This window comes from Dyella sp., from assembly GCF_036384435.1.
Classification (GTDB): Bacteria; Pseudomonadota; Gammaproteobacteria; order Xanthomonadales; family Rhodanobacteraceae; genus GSA-30.
In genome coordinates, this window is sequence record NZ_DASVMI010000074.1 from 1 (window position 1) to 17,506 (window position 17,506).

Below are 17,506 nucleotides of genomic sequence, written 5' to 3' on the forward strand. Positions count from 1 at the left end.
CCCTGATGGAACACCAGGTCGCCCGGGTGATCGGCGCTGGGCGCACGCCAGAAATGATTGAAACCGACGTCATACAAGGTTGCCGACGAGGCGAAGCTGGCGATGTGGCCACCCAGCTCACCAGGCTTGCGATTGGCGCGCACGACCATCGCCATGGCGTTCCAGCGGATCAAGGTACGAATACGCCATTCCAGAGCAGCGTCGCCAGGGCTCTTGGCCTCCTGGTTCGGCGCGATGGTATTGATGTACTCGGTGGTGGGGTCGAACGGCAGGTAACCACCGGCGCGACGCGTCGAGTCGACCATACGCTCCAGCAGGTAGTGCGCGCGTTCGGTGCCGTCGTGGCTGATCACCGCGTTGAGCGATTCGATCCATTCCTGGGTTTCGGAAGGGTCGAGGTCCTGATGCAGGATATCGTCGAGCTGATCCATGGGGATGCTTTTCTCCGCTGCGCCGGGGACGAGGCGCGCTGTAAGTGAATCGCCCCACCTGGCGGCGGGGAACCGGCTGAGTTTAGCTCCGATGCGGCGACGCGCCAATTCATGGCTCCTATATACGGCCGCGAATTGTTGCGACGCACCAATTTGCAAGCAAGCTTAAGTCGCCCACACGACGGACGGCATGGTCAATCATCCATATCGGCTCGCCGCTCGTCGCGTTCGGCCCTGAGCCGGCGTAGTGCCCCGCGATAAAGACCGATGCGCTCATCATCGGAGCACAAGGCACGGCTCACACTACCGATATCCCGCTCGATATCGTCGAGACTGACCATAAGGGCCTCCTTTTGCTGCCCTGCCTGTGCCGCCCGCAAACGCCATCCAGCCACGCTGCCAGCTATCAACTTTGAGTGGGACGACTCGGCGGGCGAAAACTGCGCCTCACGCACAAGCAACTGGCTTATGTGAGCCGTCGCCGTGGCCATGGCTCGCTCGCTCACGGCGATCCGCGCGAGCATATCGTCGCGCTCACGCGACAACCGTTGCAGGTGCAGCATGCGTTTCTGGCGGCGGCAATCAACGATCTCGGTCATGCCAGGCAAGGCTCGCAAGGTCCCCGCAGGCCACTTCATCCGATCCCGCCTTCAACCAATTCCGCCAGCCTGTCACGCATTGCCTCCCATTCGGTCGCCTCTCCCAACGGCTGCTGCAGAAAATGCTGGATCGAAGGCCTGCGCTCCACGGCGCGGTCGAGTTCGGCATCCGCACCCTGACGGTATTCACCGAGCCTTATCAACAATTCGGACTTCTTGTAGGCAGCAAGCCATCCGCGCACCATGGTGGCCTGTGTTCGTTGCTCGGCATCGCAAACGTTATTTGCCACACGGCTGCGACTGGCCAATACATCAATAGCAGGAAAGTGCCCCGCCGCCGCCAACTCCGGAGATAACACGATGTGACCGTCAAGCAACGAGAATGCCTCTTCGCAGACCGGATCCTGCGCCTCCTCGCCCTCGGCAAGCACCGTATAAAAGCCAGTGATCGCGCCGCGAGAGCTCTTGCCAGCCCTTTCGATGAGTCTGGGCAATTCAGCGAATACGCTGGGCGGAAATCCTCGCCGGGCCGGTGGCTCACCTGCCGCAAGCCCCACTTCACGGAGAGCTCGCGCAAAGCGGGTCAGCGAGTCGAGTATCAACAGGACATGCGCGCCATCGTCGCGCAAAGACTCGGCAATCGCGCATGCGACATGGGCCGACTTGATCCGTTCGCCAGCGGGACGATCCGATGTCGATACAACAACCACCGCGCGCGATCTCATCTCTGGCGCGATGCCATCACGGATGAACTCACTGACCTCTCGTCCACGTTCACCAATCAATCCGATGACGACCGCATCCACATGGGCATGTGCCGCAATAGCTGCCATCAGTGACGTCTTTCCCACGCCAGGTCCTGCGAAGACCCCGACACGCTGGCCGATCCCAATAGACAACAAACCGTCGATGGCACGCACACCGGTCTGAAAAGGCGTATCGATGATGGGGCGCTCAAGGGCTGGCACGACACTCCCTGCCGCATCCACGGGACAGGCAACGTCAAGGGGAGCGCCATCATCCAGCGGCCGGCAAAAGCCATCGATTACTCGGCCGAGCAAGGACGCCCCGGAAGGAATCATCAGGCCATTACCAGTCGCCACGACCAGCGTGGTCGACGAAATGCCGCGGCTAGACCCCATGGGCATGACCAGTAGCGTGTCCGCCTCCAGCCCCACCACCTCAGCCAACAACGGCTCCGACCGTGCCATGAAATGAAGCCTGCACAGGTCACCAATGCGCGCTTCAACCCCCTGCACCCGAATCAAGTTGCCGGTTACCGCCACTACACGGCCTCCGCGCAGGATACCCCTCTCACCTACGGCCATCGAATCGGTCACGGGCGGCGCTCCGGTGCCAAAGCGATGGATCCAATGCGCTGAATCTCGATTTCTCCAAATGGAATCTCATCCATGGACAGGACCGGCAAGGTTGCGCCGACGCCACGCACCAGATCAGCAACGTGACTTCTCAGTGGCGGCGCTGTCACCAATACCCCTGGGAGCGCCAAATCATCCATGCCGTGCCTAAATGTCGCATCCATCCGCTGCAGCGACTGCGCGTCGAGGACCAATTGAGCGTCTCCCAATTCATCGTCGACCAACGACTGGGACAAATAGGACGTCAAGGCATCATCGAGCAAGGCAATGCGAAGTGTTGATGACTCCGCGTCCAGATGCGAGGCGCAGATCTGGCGTCCTAGCGATCTGCGCACCTGACGCAGCAAGTTACCGTAGGTACGGCGATTCGGAGCAGTCTTGGTGATGGCCTCACAGATGGCGCGCATGTTCCTTATGGCTACGCCTTCTTCGAGCAGCCCCCTCAACATTTCCGAAAGAACGATCAAGGGCACGGATTGCTTGACCTCCTCGACAAGATCCGGGAACAAGACCGCGAGCTTATCTAGAAGATATTTTGATTCCTGTGTACCAATGAACGCCTTGGCATGCGACAAGGTCACGTCATAAAGATGCTCGGCCAACACCGCGTTGGCATCAAGAGCACTGACACCGGTTTCATCGAACTGCGAGGCCTGCTGCAAAGGCACCCAGAACCCGTCACCCAACCTGGGCACAAAACCCGGGACATCCAGGGAATCAACATCCATGCGTTCCAATTGCCCGAACGCGAATACACGGCCGGCATGCAGGTTACCCTGTGCGACCAGTCGTCCATCTACCTCGATGCAAAAAGAATCCGGTGAAAGCGAGCGTTCGCCACTCATGGACAAGCCCGGAAACGGCACGCCATTATCCTTGGCAATCCGCTCACGCATGATCGCCAACTCGGCATCGAACGCAGGAGGATGAAGACAGCCAAACGCCTCTTCGCCGATACGAATCCGTAATGGACTGACCGTCCCCATCTCGACCTCATCCAGTATGTTCATGACATAACTGGCTCCATCGCGTGTCATATTGACCATCGGTGCGTGACGTGAACGGGCTACCTGCGTGTCACGCCCCCTGAGACTCAACGCCAGCACCAGCAAGGTAGCTGCAATGCAAAAAAAAGCCACATGCGGGAATCCTGGCACAAGACCCAAGGCAGCAGCACCAGCCGATGCCATGAACATCGCGTTCGCTTTGGTGGCGACCTGGTCAAAGATGCGACGGCCGAGATTATCGTCGGCATGGCCACCTCCGTTCTCGCCACGCGTGATGATCAACCCCGCCGATATCGAAACGATCAATGATGGTATCTGCGAAACCAGCCCATCTCCGACGGTCAACACCACATAAGTGCGCGCGGCCTCTCCCATAGGCATGCCTTTCATCACAACGCCGATAACGATGCCGCCGATGATATTCACCAACGCGATTAACAGCCCCACCACCGCGTCGCCTTTGACGAATTTCATCGCGCCATCCATAGCACCGTGCAACTGGATCTCGCGTTGCAGCGTATCGCGCCGTTCCTTTGCCTGCGCGCCCGTCAACGTGCCCGCGCGAAGATCGGCATCGATACTCATCTGCTTGCCAGGAATAGCATCCAGCGTGAAGCGCGCAGCCACCTCCGCCACACGATCGCTTCCCTTTGCGATGACAATGAACTGCACAACACACAACACAGCAAAAACGACAAGTCCTACGACAACATTCCCACCAACGACCAGATTCCCGAATGCGTGAATGATGTCTCCCGCATAGGCATGGAGAAGGATCATCTTAGTTGTGGCAACAGCCAGCCCCAACCGAAACAACGTTGTCAACAGTAATAAGGAGGGAAATGTGCTCAGCTCCAACGCAGACTTGATATAAATTGCCGACGTCAATAGCAGTACCGCAAAACAGAAATTCATCGCAATTGCCAGGTCCAATAGGAATCCAGGCACCGGAAAAACCAGCAAAGCCATAATAACCAGCAATATCAAACCGATACCGATATCGGCATGACGACCGATTCTGGAAGACAAGTCCTGCGGTTTGAATAACAGGCTTTTGACGTCAATACTCATTGCTTACTGATCTCCTCGTGCATAGCGCGACGCACCCCTCTGACCAGGGGATCGCCATCCTGTTCCTTGTGTTCGCGCTTGATTTCTTCTTTTTTCATACGATTGCGGCGACGCCAAAGCTTTCTTTGAACAAGCAGATCGATCAATGCCAACGCCAGCGAAAAAATTGCGGTTAAAGCCAACATCTTCACGAGCGAAGCACGCGCCACCATGAATGCGGCATACCAAGACTGACCCGGCACCAAAAGCCCGGCAGGCAGGGTGTTGCGCCAAATGACCCAGCACGTAACGCCAACCAGCAACAGTCGAACCACGGCCGTGCCGAGCTCAACAAATTTGGAAATGCCAAATAGATTTTTCAATCCAGATGCCGGATTTATCCTGGACATATCGAAAAAAATTCTCTTCGTTGCCAACTTTCCTTGCGTCTGTATAAATTCTGGAATCAGGATAAACAGCAAGCCCGAAAGAGCCACCACACCCAACCCCTCAAGCAAATGCATCAACATCCAGCGGGAAAGAAGGGCATCGTCGTCATGCAGTGCGGCCCGAACCATGATCTTCATATAGCCGCGCAACCACACGAACGCAATGGCTCCGCACCCCGCCCAGAATATGGCCCAGGCAAGCATAGAAAACGCGGTAGTGAAATCCTTACTATGCGGCTTATCGCCCTTTTTGAAGGCTTCACTCAACTTATGATCGGTAGGTTCCTCTGTGCCGTCCGCCATGATCTATCTCATCAACGGCCCGAAATACCATGACCACGCCTTCCATTGACGAAACGCAACCATGACCAGCAGAAAAGATGTCGCCATCGCCTTGATAGCCAAGGACATGGAAAACGGATTAATTTGCTGGGCATATCTGCTTGCCACGGCCACACAGATATCAACAAGAAGCAATAGAGCAATCAAAGGTGCCGCCAGACCCAGCGCGACGTCCATGATCAACTGAAACTGTGCATCCATGTTCCTTGAAAAGAAACTCGTGAAAGAAACTCCAGAACCTGGGTAAAGCTCCCCGATTGGCCATGCTTCATACGTAGCCAATAATGCGCGAAAAGCAACTTGCACACTCCCATCCAGCAGCAGCATCAGCACGAGCAACGTCGAAAAAATCGTTTCCAGCGGCCCAGTCGCTATACCAAAATTGGGATTGAGACTACCACCCATCGTGTAGCCTGCTTGCTGGTCAAGCACCGCTCCAGCCGCACTTACTGCGTAAAAAATGCGGCTCATAAAATGTCCAAGACACCAACCTATCAACGCCTCCTTGAGGCCTAATGCTATGATGGATATATCGCTTCGCAGTTCGAGCGAAGGATGTGGCACACATAAGGCCACCGCCAAGGCCATTGGCCAAGTGAACTTTTTTCCAACCGAGGATCGCTGACCGAAAGGCAACGTGCCCAACGCGACAGACGCACGCACGGTACTTAACCCGAAAGCGATGATCACCTCCGAATTTGGTAACACTAACCCACTGTCCATGGAATGACATCCAATATGCGGTCGAACAAAGCCATGATCTGACCCATAATCCAATGCGATGTCGCCAACAGTGTTGCGCTTACCGCAGCAAGCTTTATGACATAACTAACTGCCTGATCCTGAACTTGAATCACAGACTGAACGAGGCCAACAATCAGCCCGACAAGAATGGCGGTTCCGAGTGCCGGCGCGGATGCCAAAAGAACAACTTGAAACGCCCACTTGATGATCTGCGTTTGATCCATGCGACATCTCAATAAGACTGAATCACACCGTGAATCGTCCTTGCAAATCCTGACGACACAACAAAAACCATGAGCTTCAGCGGAATGGATACCGTCGTGGGAGGAAACATGGTCATTCCCATCGCCATGAGAAGGTTGGCGACAATCAGATCCACGACAGCAAAACCCAACGCCAGGTACATACCTATCTTGAATGCAGAGGCGACCTCGGAGATCACAAATGCCGATATCAAGGTCGTCAGCTTTGGTGTCGGCAACTCGTCCGAGGTAACGGAAACATCTTCTTGCCGGTCATCGAGATGCCTTTCTTTCGTTAGATCTTCCAACGCCTTAAGTTCTTTCATGTCGACATGAGCAAGCATGAACTCGGTGATGGGGGGACGCACGGCATCGATCAACTGGCTCGCTGAAATTCTACGCTCCCCATTGACAAGGCTATCGACGTTTAGCTCAGCATCGATCTTTTTCACCACAGGTGCCATGATCAACATGGTTACAGCCAATGCGATGCCCGACAAGGCAAGATTGGATGGCGCCTGCTGCACACCAAGCGAGTTACGCAGCAATGCAAGAATGATGGATATTTTCGTAAATGAAGTCGTCATCACCACGGCCATGGGCAGTATGCCCAAGCCGAATGAGATGACGAGAAATATCCAGGGATCGACACTAGCCATGGCGAGGAGCCCCATCCCAGCTCTCCAGGATTTTCACACCCATGCGGTCTTCGACACGTACGATCACGCCACGCGCAAACGCGGCGCCACCGCTGACCAAGGTCACCTGCCGGCCATCCCACGCGCGATCGAGCTCCAACACGATGCCCTCGCGAAGCCGCTCGGTCTCATCCAACGACAACGAACGTCGACAGAGCACAACATCGACATCGAACGTGAGCGACTTCAGATTGACCAATCCCTCACCGCCATCGCCATCCATATGCAAACTTCCTTCTAGAATTTCACTACCCACCACTGCGCCCGTCTCCGAACACGTAGCTCGAAATCTTCGTCTTGATAGTCCATGAGCAAGGCTAAGCGTCAATGATCCGTCATCGATCATCACAACGCTGCCAGGTGCTACCCGCGCTATATCCCGCGCAGAGAGTCCTCGAACAAGAAAACTCCAATACATGGCAACTCGCTGCCATTGACGGCACCTGCGAAACCGCACGTCTGGCAGGCAACTAATCAAGGCTTGTGTATCCCCTTCCAAAGCGATAAATATGCGGTCATTATTGGCATCGGTCAGCACGAAACCTGATGCACCAGGAGACGATTCCCAGTCAAAGCTCATATCATCGACGACCAGCGCAATACCCAATAAGTCTTCTGCGGCTGCTAGCCAAGGCATGAGCATCACATTGATATATTCAACGCCGTCGACGGAATTAAGCCAGGCGCTCTTCAATATGTCGCCCGAATATTCCGGCAGCAGTGTGGAGCACTCGACTCCGAGATACAGCAAGCCAAAGGCGCAGCGCAGCGACAGACGTACCGGATAAACCGATAGTGGCATGGCAGGCATAAGACTCAGATCATGCCCAGCAATATGTAAGGGAAATTCACTGCCCACCGAACTCTTCCAGCCAACGAGCAAATTGTTCATCGCCACGGAGTGGTGCCGGTAAAAATCTGCCGCATTCCAAGGTGAGTTATCTTTCATCAAAGTGCCTCTGGTTCTTGCCCGAAGCAGCCCTCTGTTGCCTTCGACCAAGAGATCATGTGACCGTGGATCACCTCGCAGAAGGCCGCCCAATCGGAGCCAATATCGCCATGGATCACGCCGTAGCCTGTGGAGACCACGCAAGTACCGGGAACTAAATAATTAGCAATTTTTATATCGATACCAACAACTTCTGTATCAACTTGTGCAGTGAGCTGTTGGGCAAAAATGAGGTCATCCTGAGCTACGTACAGCGTGCTTCGCTCAGATTTTCCAGCGGCGACCAGACAGCGTTGCAGTTGCCGCAGCCAGAACAACTCACGCGCCATGGAGACTTCGGTGACGGATAACGCCTCCGCCAGCGCTTTGGAGAGCCTTTCGGAAGCCCGGCACCAGAACGCTGCATTTTCAGCCAAGGTTCCGGCCACCTCCTTGAAGGCGGCCGTCCTGCCCTGCTTATAACCGAGACTGCGAGCCTTGTGTTTGGCCAGACGAAGCGATTGCGCAAGACGACTTCTGTCAGCCGCCATAGCTTTAGTGGCTTGCAACTGCACATTCCGCAACTGAGTGATTGCATCGACTTCCTTTCCAGTCAGCACTCGCTCCATCATCAGACCATTGCAAGGGGTGTTCGAGGCATCCGTCATGTCGCAAAGCCCTCGAAGAGCACAGCTTCCACTTCCGCTGCCAAGGAAGCTGCCTGACACAGCGGATCAGGCCCAATCATCAGCTGAAGTTCCCCGGAAAGATTCAGATCGAGACGACGAACCAACGCATGGTCTAGGTTACAGAGATACGCTTTTAAGGCGGACAATCCGATGACCCGGATATGCTCCACGCTGACAGCGCAAGGCACCGGCTCTTCACCGCGCCCCGAACGCAGCGCAGCGAGCAAAGACTGGGTATCTGTGCATTTACGTAACTCCGTAAGAACAAACCCATTCACGTTAGATGCCAACGCTTTGGCGCAACTACGTATCCCAATGATCAACACATCCGTATGGATTGCTGCGCTCCCCCTGGAAACCCACTTCAACAGCCATAAATTTCTTGCCGTGGCACCTTGAGGGAATAGACCGGAACGCAGCAGCCTACGGCAACGCCAACGCACGGAGCGGCCGTGCTCGGCGCCTGGATCGCAGCCAGGCGCCGAAGGGAGCAGTAATTGTCTGGCATCGACCGTGCTTACCTTCACGATTTGCCTCGCCTATCAGCAGATCTGGCACCATATCTGGCAGCACGAGCTTCCCTAGCCATGACTCGCTTCACCAGGGTGCGCCCACGTAGCGCCAGATCAGGCCTTCTTTGGGCTACCAGCGCCACCCCCAACAACAGCACAATGACCCACGGCAGAACGTACCAAATCGCTCGATAACCGCGCTCTGACTCCGTTGCAATGGCTGCCATAACGGATCGCGACGTTGGCGCAGACACTGGAATCATCAGTAGCGACATGTTCTCGACCTGGGCTTCTGGAATCGCCGCAGCCATCAAGCCACGAATCTGTGTCTTCATCAGGTCGACACGTTGATCGCCACGATACCGAACGATGGCCGATGCCGTATTTTTTGCAGGATCGATGCGCTTGGGATCACGTTGTGGAATGGCTACCTGCACATTTGCCGAAAGCACTCCGTCAATTCGCTCTATAGCTGTCGACAGCTCCTGGCCTATGGCGTACTGATACCGAACGTGCTCTTCCAGTTCGCTGGGCAACAGGCCGCCGCCAGGAAACAGTTGAGGAATGCTTGCGTGGCGATTCCGTGGGAGGTTATAGAGATGAATGATTCGTTCCGCGTCCAATTGCTCGTCGTTACGCTCGAGCGTGACGGACCATCCCCCCTTATCGTCGCGCGATTTCGATGCGGAGACACCCTCCTGCCGCAATAGTGCGACAATGTCATCCGCCTGCGTCTCGTCCAGTCCATCGCGCAATTGCCTGCTGCAACCGGCAAGCATGCAATATATGAGCGCCATGCCTATGATGATTGTGAAATGCCTAGCCACTTTGCCGCAACTCACTGAGCGCACTCTTGAAGCTGCTTGCGAGGCTGACGCAAGCTGACATGGTCACGCCAACCTGCTGCATCATGGATGTAACCATGAGCATCCTGCCTGGCGTCGCCTTTTCCGAACGCAGCGCAAGGCTCATCAGTGATCTCTGCGCATCCACACGGGCAGATCGGTAGCTGTCTTCCAGGCCGTCAAGCATGGACAGAACGCCATTAGCGCTTTTTTCATGAATATCAGCTGCGGCGGGGGCAGTGTTGCCATATTGGGGCAGGCACGACACTGCTCCCTGATCGATACATCCTGTCAAATCAATCATTATCGAACAGTCCTTTTCTTCGATGCCTGCTAATCGGCATACGGCTTCCATATAGCCAAGTGCCTGGCTCTTCAGAATTTTGATGAGCCAGGCGGATCGTCACGAGATCAACGCGTATCTGCAGGCATCAACGCAGGTTGGTCACTGCGTCTTTCTTGTCCTTGTGCATGTTCTTGACCGCCTCTTGACTGCTGGAGAAGATCACTTGGGCGTCCTGCAAGGCCGATTGGGCCAACATCGTCTCCTTGGGCGTAGCCTCCGGACCCAATGCCTGCACTTTAGTCATCGCTGACTTTCGCAGCTTGTTCGAAAGCTCCCCTAGTGCGACAGCAACCGCACCGTCGGAAATGCTTGCACTTGATGCTGCCGCCTGCGTGCGCCTGCGCTGATCGCCTTCGACCATACCATTCGAAAGCATGTGGTTCATGGATTGGTTGGAATTGATGCTTATGCTCATATTTAAACTCCTTTGGTGGATTCCCCCCAAGAAAATATATGCCCCTTGGCATTAAATCGGGTGGTACATATTTTTTGTTTAATTTTCCACGTCCACCCGCGTGGATTCATTTTCGCAACGAGAGCCTTTCCGCTCCACCATTCGATAGCGAGCGGCACCAGATTCGCTTTCAAGTTCAACGTGGCACGAACCCATGGACCTAACACTCGAATGCTCGATCATTGCTCCATCGAATAATCGAGATCCTTCGTTATCGACGGCAAAATAACTGCCACCAGGTGTACGCAAGACACTGACCATGCCGGGTAGCCAGGGCATGGTTATTACCGAGGGGCTTTCGGCGGCAAGCGACACATTGACGCTACGAACGTCTGGCAATGTGGCCATAAGTTTGCGCGCCACACCTTGCATGTCCCATGATGCCAGTGTTCGCATTGACCCCTGGCCCGGAACGCTTACGTTGATTTCCCCTGCCTCGCCGCCTTGAATACTAATATCTTTGTAGTACTCGTCCAGAAAATTGGAGGCGTTGAAGACCAGGGCATCCATGGGGACGACCTCGACAAGGACTCGCCCTGGATCAGCCATGGAAGCAAGGGCCCGCAATCGATCCAGCTCTTGCCGTGACGCGACATATCCCCCATAACTGACCACGCCCGCCGCTTCGTCCCGGGATACTTTTGCATGAGGGAACAAATCAAGAATATAACGTACGAGTTGCTGCCGATGATCCGTGGCTTGTTTTCGTGCCAATCCATGATGCGCAATAAGCGAGACTACCGAGAGGCATATTAGCATGGCGAACACGACGGCGACGCGATGCCTTTCTTGCCGGGCCAGCTGTGCGAGGCATGCTTTGCGGTCTAGCTGCCATAGGATCCTATATCTTGACCACGCCGAGACTTCTGCTGTCTCCGGTTCGTATTCGGGCGCGTCAGCCGTCTCGTCATTCGCACATGCCAGCAACATGAAGGCTCCGCCTGCCCTCATCGTCATGCCAGCTCCAAGGCGTAGAACCGTGCCGCGCTGGATTGGGAGATCGCAAATCTCCATAGCTTCCATGCATTCTAAAAGCCAGGCGCCCCGAGCATTTCTAGCAATCGAGAAATGCTCGGTTGCCACATCATCATCTGCGAGCAGCACGTCAACATGATCAGAAGTTCCAAATATCCACTTCTGCTTGTCATTCAGAACGATGAGCGAACCAGCGTGAAGCCCTTTTGTTATGCGAATAACTGGATTTTTCATACCCCCTCCATGGCGATTGACTGGTTTATCTCTTCCTGCCCACGGCGATACGCGCGCAGGCAAGTAATCAGGCAGCAGGTTGCGATTTCTGCATGTCCGTAATGACGGGCGAAATCGTAGTCTCCATGGTGACTGTTCGAGGTGTTATGATGAACAATCTCTCCGTGAGGTTTCTCTCGTTTGTCTTCCTGCGAAAAAGTGCACCTACAACGGGAATTTTTGATAATCCAGGTACGCCCGACGTGCTGAATGCCTTACGATCGTAACGGTAGCCACCAACGAGTAAAGTCTGTCCTTCTTCGACGATTGCTTGCGTCACGATAAAGCTCTCGCGCTGCACAGGAGCATCTTCTGTCCCGTTTGCCTGTGTCAGCTGGCCGTCCGTAATGTCAAGCAGCAGTTGAATTTGCCTACTTTCCTCAGGACGAATAATAACTTGCGGTGTTACGCGGACGACTAGCCCCGCGGTAATCGGATATACGTTAGTCGTATACACCCCAGAAGCCCTGATAAAGGTACTTTCCTGATTACCTATGACGGCCTGCAAGTTTTCCAACGTGAGGATTCTTGGTTGCGAAAAGACGCGTGCCTTACCTCTTTTTTCTAATGCATTAAGACGAACCACCAGTGAATTGGCGCCACCGCCGAGGACCCCCCTGAGCAATGCTCCGTCAGTATCTGGCTCAGGAGTCGCGCCGGCAACTCGATTGGCTCGCAAGCCCAAGCTGACGCCCAGATCGCGCATCGCACTTTCGGTCAGGTCGACGATGGTTATGTCCAAGGCCACCAGGTGCTGCGCCGTGTCGAGCTCCGCGATGGCTGTCTCGTAGTACGGCCTGTTGCTCGGCTGATCCCTGACGATGACCGAGTTGGTCCTGGGATCCGCCTCCACGGTTATCGTTCCCGGCGCGTCTACCAACATGTAGTCGCGGCCAGCGCGAGCATCTGGCTCCGCAAATGGCGGTATCAGTGCTTCATTGACGACCCCTCGTAAGGAACCATTCGCACGCTGGTCGGCACGCTCACCTGCCGGAGCCACTGGTCTACGTCCATCCAGCAGATGACTCAACAGCGTGGCAACTCCGGGGATCGTCTCCGATCGGCCACCGATCTGCCGCGTCGTATCCTTCGCTTGCGCATATTTCAAAGGAAAAATAAGCAGTCGACTACCGTCGATCAGGGAAGACCCGCGCCTGGATTGGATTTGATCCACTCCAGCGTTCGCGTCATTTTCTCCCACGAGGCCAATGGGTCCGCGCTGAGCGGTAACCGATTCCCGCTCAGCGCTCAATGCTCGCGATATGAGTTCAACGTATCCGCTGGGACCACTGACGAAAAGACTGCCTCCTGCGCTGCGAACTGGAAAGCGCTCATCGATCAACCCAAGTCTGGATAAAGCTCGCATGGCATCGTCGGGTGAGAGTGGCGCAAGGGCCATGACTTCCGAGCGCGTGTCGTCAGCGGACGCAATGTGCATGACAGCGCCGTCAAAGTACCACACGAGCCCATAAGCCGCTTCCAGTCGCTTGAACACGTGCTCGGCCGTGTCCTTGAAATCACCTCGTACATCACCGCGTACGCTACCGGAGACCACCACAGGGAAAGGTTGCGTTGCAAGAATGTCCTTGAGTACCTGGCGTAGCGGCTTGCCGTTGGATTGATAGGAAATGTCTACAGTACGCCAAGGAACTGGAGAGGAGTTAGCCGCCGTCGCAAGACACGCAAGCAGGGTCATGCCGAGCACCAAGTTGCAGTAGCGCCGTTTTCTTGAGTAACCCACCGCTCACACCTCCTCGGCAAACCTAGCTTGTCGCGTGCACAAGGTAGGGGCCCGCTGCAACAAGGCCTCTCCACTGAGGCTCTCTGTCACCGCTATTGCCCGAAGCAGGGACGTGAAATTGGAAACCTCCCCCACACTGAACTGAACTTCCTTATCGAGCGTGGCGATCAGCCTGTTGACAGACACGCCATACACGCAAGCCATGCGTTGAAGCAGTATCCAATAGATGTTTTCAAGGCGTATGCATGTGCCCTTGCCATTTATTCTTATCGATTTCGATTTTGGCGCAACAAGCGCCATGTCGAAGTTTTCCAGGATGCACGTCTCACCCATCTCTTTCCATTCCATAACCGACTCCTTCCTTGGACAACCGTCGAAAAATAATGCATCGATCAAACGATCGATTGAATCACTCGCAGCTCAAAACACAGCATGCATCGCATTGAAAAAAAGGATTTTTAAGGGACTTCCCGTCACTTCATCTCCCCTTCATCTTCTTACATTCGAGACCTGGATACCTATAAAAATTATCCGAAAACAACTGATACTTTTTTGAATGATAGCGATGAGTTTTTTGCACATTACATGTAGGACATACCTTTCCAAGACCCTCCGCCGGGATAACTATTTACGACCTATAAAGGATTATTGAGCATTAGCATCCCGCTTGGCTCGCCGCACCATAAGAGCGCAGCCATAAACCACTTGGAGAAATAGACATGCATATCAACGGCCTTTCAGCCACGAATTCAATCGGCAACACGCGGACATTCGCTCCATCGCAGGCGCCACGACAGAATCAGCAAAGCCTGGTTAGCTCGCGCGCCAATGACGTACAACAGCCTGTGAGTGAGAACAAACCATCGGTGGTCGATGTGCTCTCGAAGATCCCGGATATTCTTCAGCGTGTTCTGGAGCCCATCGCGACCGTCGTCACTAACCTGATCGCGGGCGTTACCACTGCCTTCAATACCCTGGTCTCGGCCATCGCATCCGTCGTGAGCAGCGCACTAGGAGCCCTGAAGAACCTGATACCTGGGCTATAACTGCACGCGGGTGATACCAGTTTCCTGCAGCACCGGCTCTTGAAGCCCAGTGCCGCTGCCGAGCCATACGTGGCGAGGCTTTCAAGCTCTCCACCAACCCGATGCAGTTTGAGATTCACTGACTGGCACCGCGCCAGGCGCCACAGGTGTACACCCAGCCCGGATGCTACGTGTAACAATGCATTTCACTGATGGTCATCGTCATCAGCCTTGCATCAGACACCTGCCGCTTGCACTGTGAGGGATCGGCGGTTGCAAAAATCGCAATATGACAAGTCCTGGGCTTCCAGAAGCCTGTCCAGGGAACGGACAAATCGGGCATGGATGCTCCTCTAAGAGGAGCATCCCAAGCAATATGCCTTAGGAGCGATTTCCTAGCTGAGCAGCGCGAATCTGCGCGTCGACCGCGGCAATCGCGGTCATGTTGACGACCCGGCGCGGCGTTGAAGCCGGCGTAAGAATGTGTGCTGCCTTGTCCACGCCCATCAAGATCGGCCCTATCGCTACCCCCTCGGTCATCACGCGCACCAGGTTGTAGGTGATATTGGCGGCATCGAGGTTAGGCATCACAAAAAGATTGGCACGACCGGACAGCGTACTGTTGGGAAAGATCAACTGGCGTACGTTCTGGTCCCAGGCGCTATCGGCCTGCATTTCGCCATCGACTTCCAGCTTGGGCATTCGTTGGCGAAGGATCTGATAGACCTTGCGCATCTTGGCTGCGCTCGGATTGTCGTGGCTGCCGAAATTGGAATGCGATAACAACGCAACTTTGGGTTCCACGCCAAACAACTTCAGACGGTACGTCGCCTGTAGCGTGGCCTCGGCGATCTGCTCTGCAGTTGGATCAAGCTGCACATGGGTATCAAGGAAGAACCATGCACCCTTGTCATTGATGACGCCAGTCATCGCGGACGTACAGCTGACACCCGGATCAAGGTCAAATACGCTGCGCATGTAGCCCAGCTTCTTGTGATAGCGACCAACGAGGCCGCAGATCATGGCATCGGCCTCGCCGCGCTCCACCATGATGGAAGCGATCAGCGCTGGGCGCGAACGCACGAGATTCTTGGCTGCCGCCGGTGAAACACCGCGGCGTTCGGTCAAGCCATGGTAGAGCTGCCAGTAATCGTTGAATCTCGGATCATCGTTGATGTTGGTCAGCTCGAAGTCCACCCCTTCACGCATGCGTAGACCCAAACGCTGGATGCGCGTCTGTATCACATCGGGGCGACCGATCAGGATCGGGAAAGCGAGCTTTTCATCAATGACCGTCTGCACGGCGCGCAACACGGTTTCTTCTTCGCCCTCGGCGTAGACCACACGCTTGCGATCAGCGCGCGCGCGCTCGTACACGGGCTTCATGATCAGACCCGTGCGGTAGATGAACTGATCGAGACGCTCGACATAGGCTTCCATGTCTTCGATCGGGCGGCTGGCGACGCCCGAATCCATGGCTGCCTGCGCAATAGCTGGCGCCAGCATGACCAGCAGGCGCGGATCGAAAGGACGCGGAATCAGGTAATCAGGACCGAAGGTCGGTACGTCGCCGCCATAGGCACTGGCCAGATCGCCAGCCTCCATGCGCGCCAGGGCGGCGATGGCGCGCACGCATGCCAGCTTCATCGCTTCGTTGATCGCGGTGGCACCCACGTCGAGCGCCCCACGGAACAAGTAGGGAAAGCACAACGCATTGTTCACCTGGTTCGGATAATCCGAACGACCCGTGGCGATGATGCAATCAGGGCGTACCTGCTTGGCGTCTTCCGGCAGAATTTCCGGCGAAGGATTGGCCAAGGCGAAGATGATCGGCCGCTCGGCCATGCTCGCCACCATGTCGGGCTTGAGAATGCCGCCAGCGGATAAACCCAGGAAGATATCCACGCCCTCGACGATCTCGGCTAGCGTACGCTTTTCGGTATCGCGCGCGTAGCGTTGCTTATCCGGGTCCATGTTGTCGCGGCCGGAATAGAGCACGCCGTCGCGATCAAAACCCAGGATGTTCTCGGGCTTGAGCCCCAGGGCTACCAGCATGTCCAGGCAGGCAATGCCTGCGGCACCGACGCCGGTCGTGGCGAGCTTGACATCCTCGATTTTCTTGCCGACCACCTCCAGTGCATTGATCACTGCGGCACCGACGATAATCGCCGTGCCATGCTGGTCGTCGTGGAAGACCGGGATCTTCATGCGCTCACGCAGCTTGCGCTCCACGATGAAGCACTCCGGCGCCTTGATGTCTTCAAGATTGATGCCACCGAAGGTCGGCTCCAGGCTGGCAATGATATCGACCAGCTTGTCCGGATCGGTTTCATCGATCTCGATGTCGAACACGTCGATACCGGCGAACTTTTGGAACAATACGCCCTTGCCTTCCATGACTGGCTTGCCGGCCAGCGGTCCGATATTGCCCAGGCCCAGCACGGCGGTGCCATTGCTGATGACCGCGACAAGATTACCGCGCGCGGTCAACTCGCTGGCTTGTTGTGGATCGGCCACGATCGCTTCGCAGGCATAGGCCACGCCAGGTGAATAGGCCAGCGACAGGTCACGCTGCGTGACCATGGCCTTGGTGGCGGAGACTTTGATCTTGCCCGGACGCGGAAGACGGTGGTATTCGAGCGCCGCGTGCCTGAAATCGTCAGAAATGGCCATGGATATCCAGCTGTTCGGAAGAGGAAAACGTGGGATGACCAAATGCCATCCAATGTTCCGTATCTTAGCACCGCACTTTGCGACCTAGCCGGAAAGTAGGTGGC

At 55.5% G+C, this 17,506-nt stretch carries 18 protein-coding genes and 1 pseudogene; 1 reads left to right on the forward strand and 18 read right to left on the reverse strand.

What is annotated here, in order from left to right:
- The 17 genes and pseudogenes from aceE to VF436_RS06830 form a co-directional block, all read right to left on the reverse strand.
- Positions 1–431: pseudogene (aceE, locus tag VF436_RS06750) on the reverse strand (pyruvate dehydrogenase (acetyl-transferring), homodimeric type); the annotation flags it as partial.
- 194 nt (positions 432–625) lie between these two features.
- Complete coding sequence (locus tag VF436_RS06755; RefSeq protein ID WP_330903241.1) at positions 626–1,030, reverse strand: hypothetical protein; 405 nt, start codon at positions 1,028–1,030, stop codon at positions 626–628.
- Between the two features lie 35 nt (positions 1,031–1,065).
- The gene (locus VF436_RS06760) at positions 1,066–2,370 is read right to left on the reverse strand and encodes a FliI/YscN family ATPase (protein WP_330903242.1); all 1,305 of its coding nucleotides are present in this window, start codon (positions 2,368–2,370) and stop codon (positions 1,066–1,068) included.
- Positions 2,367–4,487, reverse strand: coding sequence for a flagellar biosynthesis protein FlhA (locus VF436_RS06765; protein WP_330903243.1), 2,121 nt, complete (start codon positions 4,485–4,487; stop codon positions 2,367–2,369). The genes VF436_RS06760 and VF436_RS06765 overlap by 4 nt, the downstream gene beginning before the upstream one ends.
- Positions 4,484–5,218: an EscU/YscU/HrcU family type III secretion system export apparatus switch protein gene (locus VF436_RS06770; protein WP_330903244.1), complete on the reverse strand. Its 735-nt coding sequence runs from the start codon at positions 5,216–5,218 to the stop codon at positions 4,484–4,486. The genes VF436_RS06765 and VF436_RS06770 overlap by 4 nt, the downstream gene beginning before the upstream one ends.
- A 3-nt stretch (positions 5,219–5,221) precedes the next feature.
- Positions 5,222–5,980 (reverse strand): EscT/YscT/HrcT family type III secretion system export apparatus protein, encoded by a 759-nt coding sequence (locus VF436_RS06775; RefSeq protein WP_330903245.1) that lies wholly within the window; start codon positions 5,978–5,980, stop codon positions 5,222–5,224.
- Positions 5,965–6,225, reverse strand: a complete 261-nt coding sequence (locus VF436_RS06780; RefSeq protein ID WP_330903246.1) for a flagellar biosynthetic protein FliQ — start codon at positions 6,223–6,225, stop codon at positions 5,965–5,967. Before VF436_RS06780 ends, VF436_RS06775 begins: the two co-directional genes overlap by 16 nt.
- Before the next feature lie 8 nt (positions 6,226–6,233).
- Positions 6,234–6,902 carry an EscR/YscR/HrcR family type III secretion system export apparatus protein gene (locus VF436_RS06785; protein WP_330903247.1) on the reverse strand — a complete coding sequence of 223 codons (669 nt, stop codon included), beginning with the start codon at positions 6,900–6,902 and terminating at the stop codon, positions 6,234–6,236.
- Positions 6,895–7,890 (reverse strand): FliM/FliN family flagellar motor switch protein, encoded by a 996-nt coding sequence (locus tag VF436_RS06790; RefSeq protein ID WP_330903248.1) that lies wholly within the window; start codon positions 7,888–7,890, stop codon positions 6,895–6,897. Before VF436_RS06790 ends, VF436_RS06785 begins: the two co-directional genes overlap by 8 nt.
- Entirely contained in the window at positions 7,890–8,537 is a 648-nt protein-coding gene (locus VF436_RS06795; RefSeq protein ID WP_330903249.1) for a hypothetical protein, read from the reverse strand. Before VF436_RS06795 ends, VF436_RS06790 begins: the two co-directional genes overlap by 1 nt.
- Positions 8,534–8,836 carry a hypothetical protein gene (locus tag VF436_RS06800; RefSeq protein WP_330903250.1) on the reverse strand — a complete coding sequence of 101 codons (303 nt, stop codon included), beginning with the start codon at positions 8,834–8,836 and terminating at the stop codon, positions 8,534–8,536. The genes VF436_RS06795 and VF436_RS06800 overlap by 4 nt, the downstream gene beginning before the upstream one ends.
- A 245-nt stretch (positions 8,837–9,081) precedes the next feature.
- Positions 9,082–9,867, reverse strand: a complete 786-nt coding sequence (sctJ, locus tag VF436_RS06805; RefSeq protein WP_330903251.1) for a type III secretion system inner membrane ring lipoprotein SctJ — start codon at positions 9,865–9,867, stop codon at positions 9,082–9,084.
- A 22-nt stretch (positions 9,868–9,889) separates the two neighbouring features.
- The gene (locus tag VF436_RS06810; protein ID WP_330903252.1) at positions 9,890–10,270 is read right to left on the reverse strand and encodes a hypothetical protein; all 381 of its coding nucleotides are present in this window, start codon (positions 10,268–10,270) and stop codon (positions 9,890–9,892) included.
- 76 nt (positions 10,271–10,346) lie between these two features.
- Positions 10,347–10,676: a hypothetical protein gene (locus tag VF436_RS06815; protein ID WP_330903253.1), complete on the reverse strand. Its 330-nt coding sequence runs from the start codon at positions 10,674–10,676 to the stop codon at positions 10,347–10,349.
- 78 nt (positions 10,677–10,754) lie between these two features.
- Positions 10,755–11,924 (reverse strand): hypothetical protein, encoded by a 1,170-nt coding sequence (locus tag VF436_RS06820; RefSeq protein ID WP_330903254.1) that lies wholly within the window; start codon positions 11,922–11,924, stop codon positions 10,755–10,757.
- Positions 11,925–11,991: 67 nt separating this feature from the next.
- Complete coding sequence (sctC, locus tag VF436_RS06825) at positions 11,992–13,659, reverse strand: type III secretion system outer membrane ring subunit SctC (protein ID WP_330903255.1); 1,668 nt, start codon at positions 13,657–13,659, stop codon at positions 11,992–11,994.
- Between the two features lie 48 nt (positions 13,660–13,707).
- Positions 13,708–14,052 carry a ribbon-helix-helix domain-containing protein gene (locus VF436_RS06830; RefSeq protein WP_330903256.1) on the reverse strand — a complete coding sequence of 115 codons (345 nt, stop codon included), beginning with the start codon at positions 14,050–14,052 and terminating at the stop codon, positions 13,708–13,710.
- Positions 14,053–14,423: 371 nt separating this feature from the next.
- On the opposite strand from VF436_RS06830, the gene VF436_RS06835 reads away from it, so the two are divergent.
- Complete coding sequence (locus tag VF436_RS06835) at positions 14,424–14,750, forward strand: hypothetical protein (RefSeq protein WP_330903257.1); 327 nt, start codon at positions 14,424–14,426, stop codon at positions 14,748–14,750.
- A 360-nt stretch (positions 14,751–15,110) separates the two neighbouring features.
- On the opposite strand, the gene VF436_RS06840 is transcribed toward VF436_RS06835, so the two are convergent.
- Positions 15,111–17,402, reverse strand: coding sequence for an NADP-dependent malic enzyme (locus tag VF436_RS06840; RefSeq protein WP_330903258.1), 2,292 nt, complete (start codon positions 17,400–17,402; stop codon positions 15,111–15,113).
- Positions 17,403–17,506 lie beyond the last annotated feature (104 nt).

What these genes read in the sequence shown, in the direction of transcription:
- VF436_RS06785 (WP_330903247.1), bottom strand. Translation starts at nt 6,902, where the DNA reads ATGGCTAGTGTCGATCCCTGGATATTTCTCGTCATCTCATTCGGCTTG.
- VF436_RS06770 (WP_330903244.1), bottom strand. Translation starts at nt 5,218, where the DNA reads ATGGCGGACGGCACAGAGGAACCTACCGATCATAAGTTGAGTGAAGCC.
- VF436_RS06840 (WP_330903258.1), bottom strand. Translation starts at nt 17,402, where the DNA reads ATGGCCATTTCTGACGATTTCAGGCACGCGGCGCTCGAATACCACCGT.
- VF436_RS06820 (WP_330903254.1), bottom strand. Translation starts at nt 11,924, where the DNA reads ATGAAAAATCCAGTTATTCGCATAACAAAAGGGCTTCACGCTGGTTCG.
- VF436_RS06775 (WP_330903245.1), bottom strand. Translation starts at nt 5,980, where the DNA reads ATGGACAGTGGGTTAGTGTTACCAAATTCGGAGGTGATCATCGCTTTC.
- VF436_RS06765 (WP_330903243.1), bottom strand. Translation starts at nt 4,487, where the DNA reads ATGAGTATTGACGTCAAAAGCCTGTTATTCAAACCGCAGGACTTGTCT.
- VF436_RS06810 (WP_330903252.1), bottom strand. Translation starts at nt 10,270, where the DNA reads ATGGAAGCCGTATGCCGATTAGCAGGCATCGAAGAAAAGGACTGTTCG.
- VF436_RS06835 (WP_330903257.1), top strand. Translation starts at nt 14,424, where the DNA reads ATGCATATCAACGGCCTTTCAGCCACGAATTCAATCGGCAACACGCGG.
- sctC (WP_330903255.1), bottom strand. Translation starts at nt 13,659, where the DNA reads ATGACCCTGCTTGCGTGTCTTGCGACGGCGGCTAACTCCTCTCCAGTT.
- sctJ (WP_330903251.1), bottom strand. Translation starts at nt 9,867, where the DNA reads ATGGCGCTCATATATTGCATGCTTGCCGGTTGCAGCAGGCAATTGCGC.
- VF436_RS06790 (WP_330903248.1), bottom strand. Translation starts at nt 7,890, where the DNA reads ATGAAAGATAACTCACCTTGGAATGCGGCAGATTTTTACCGGCACCAC.
- VF436_RS06815 (WP_330903253.1), bottom strand. Translation starts at nt 10,676, where the DNA reads ATGAGCATAAGCATCAATTCCAACCAATCCATGAACCACATGCTTTCG.
- VF436_RS06780 (WP_330903246.1), bottom strand. Translation starts at nt 6,225, where the DNA reads ATGGATCAAACGCAGATCATCAAGTGGGCGTTTCAAGTTGTTCTTTTG.
- VF436_RS06830 (WP_330903256.1), bottom strand. Translation starts at nt 14,052, where the DNA reads ATGGAATGGAAAGAGATGGGTGAGACGTGCATCCTGGAAAACTTCGAC.
- VF436_RS06755 (WP_330903241.1), bottom strand. Translation starts at nt 1,030, where the DNA reads ATGACCGAGATCGTTGATTGCCGCCGCCAGAAACGCATGCTGCACCTG.
- VF436_RS06795 (WP_330903249.1), bottom strand. Translation starts at nt 8,537, where the DNA reads ATGACGGATGCCTCGAACACCCCTTGCAATGGTCTGATGATGGAGCGA.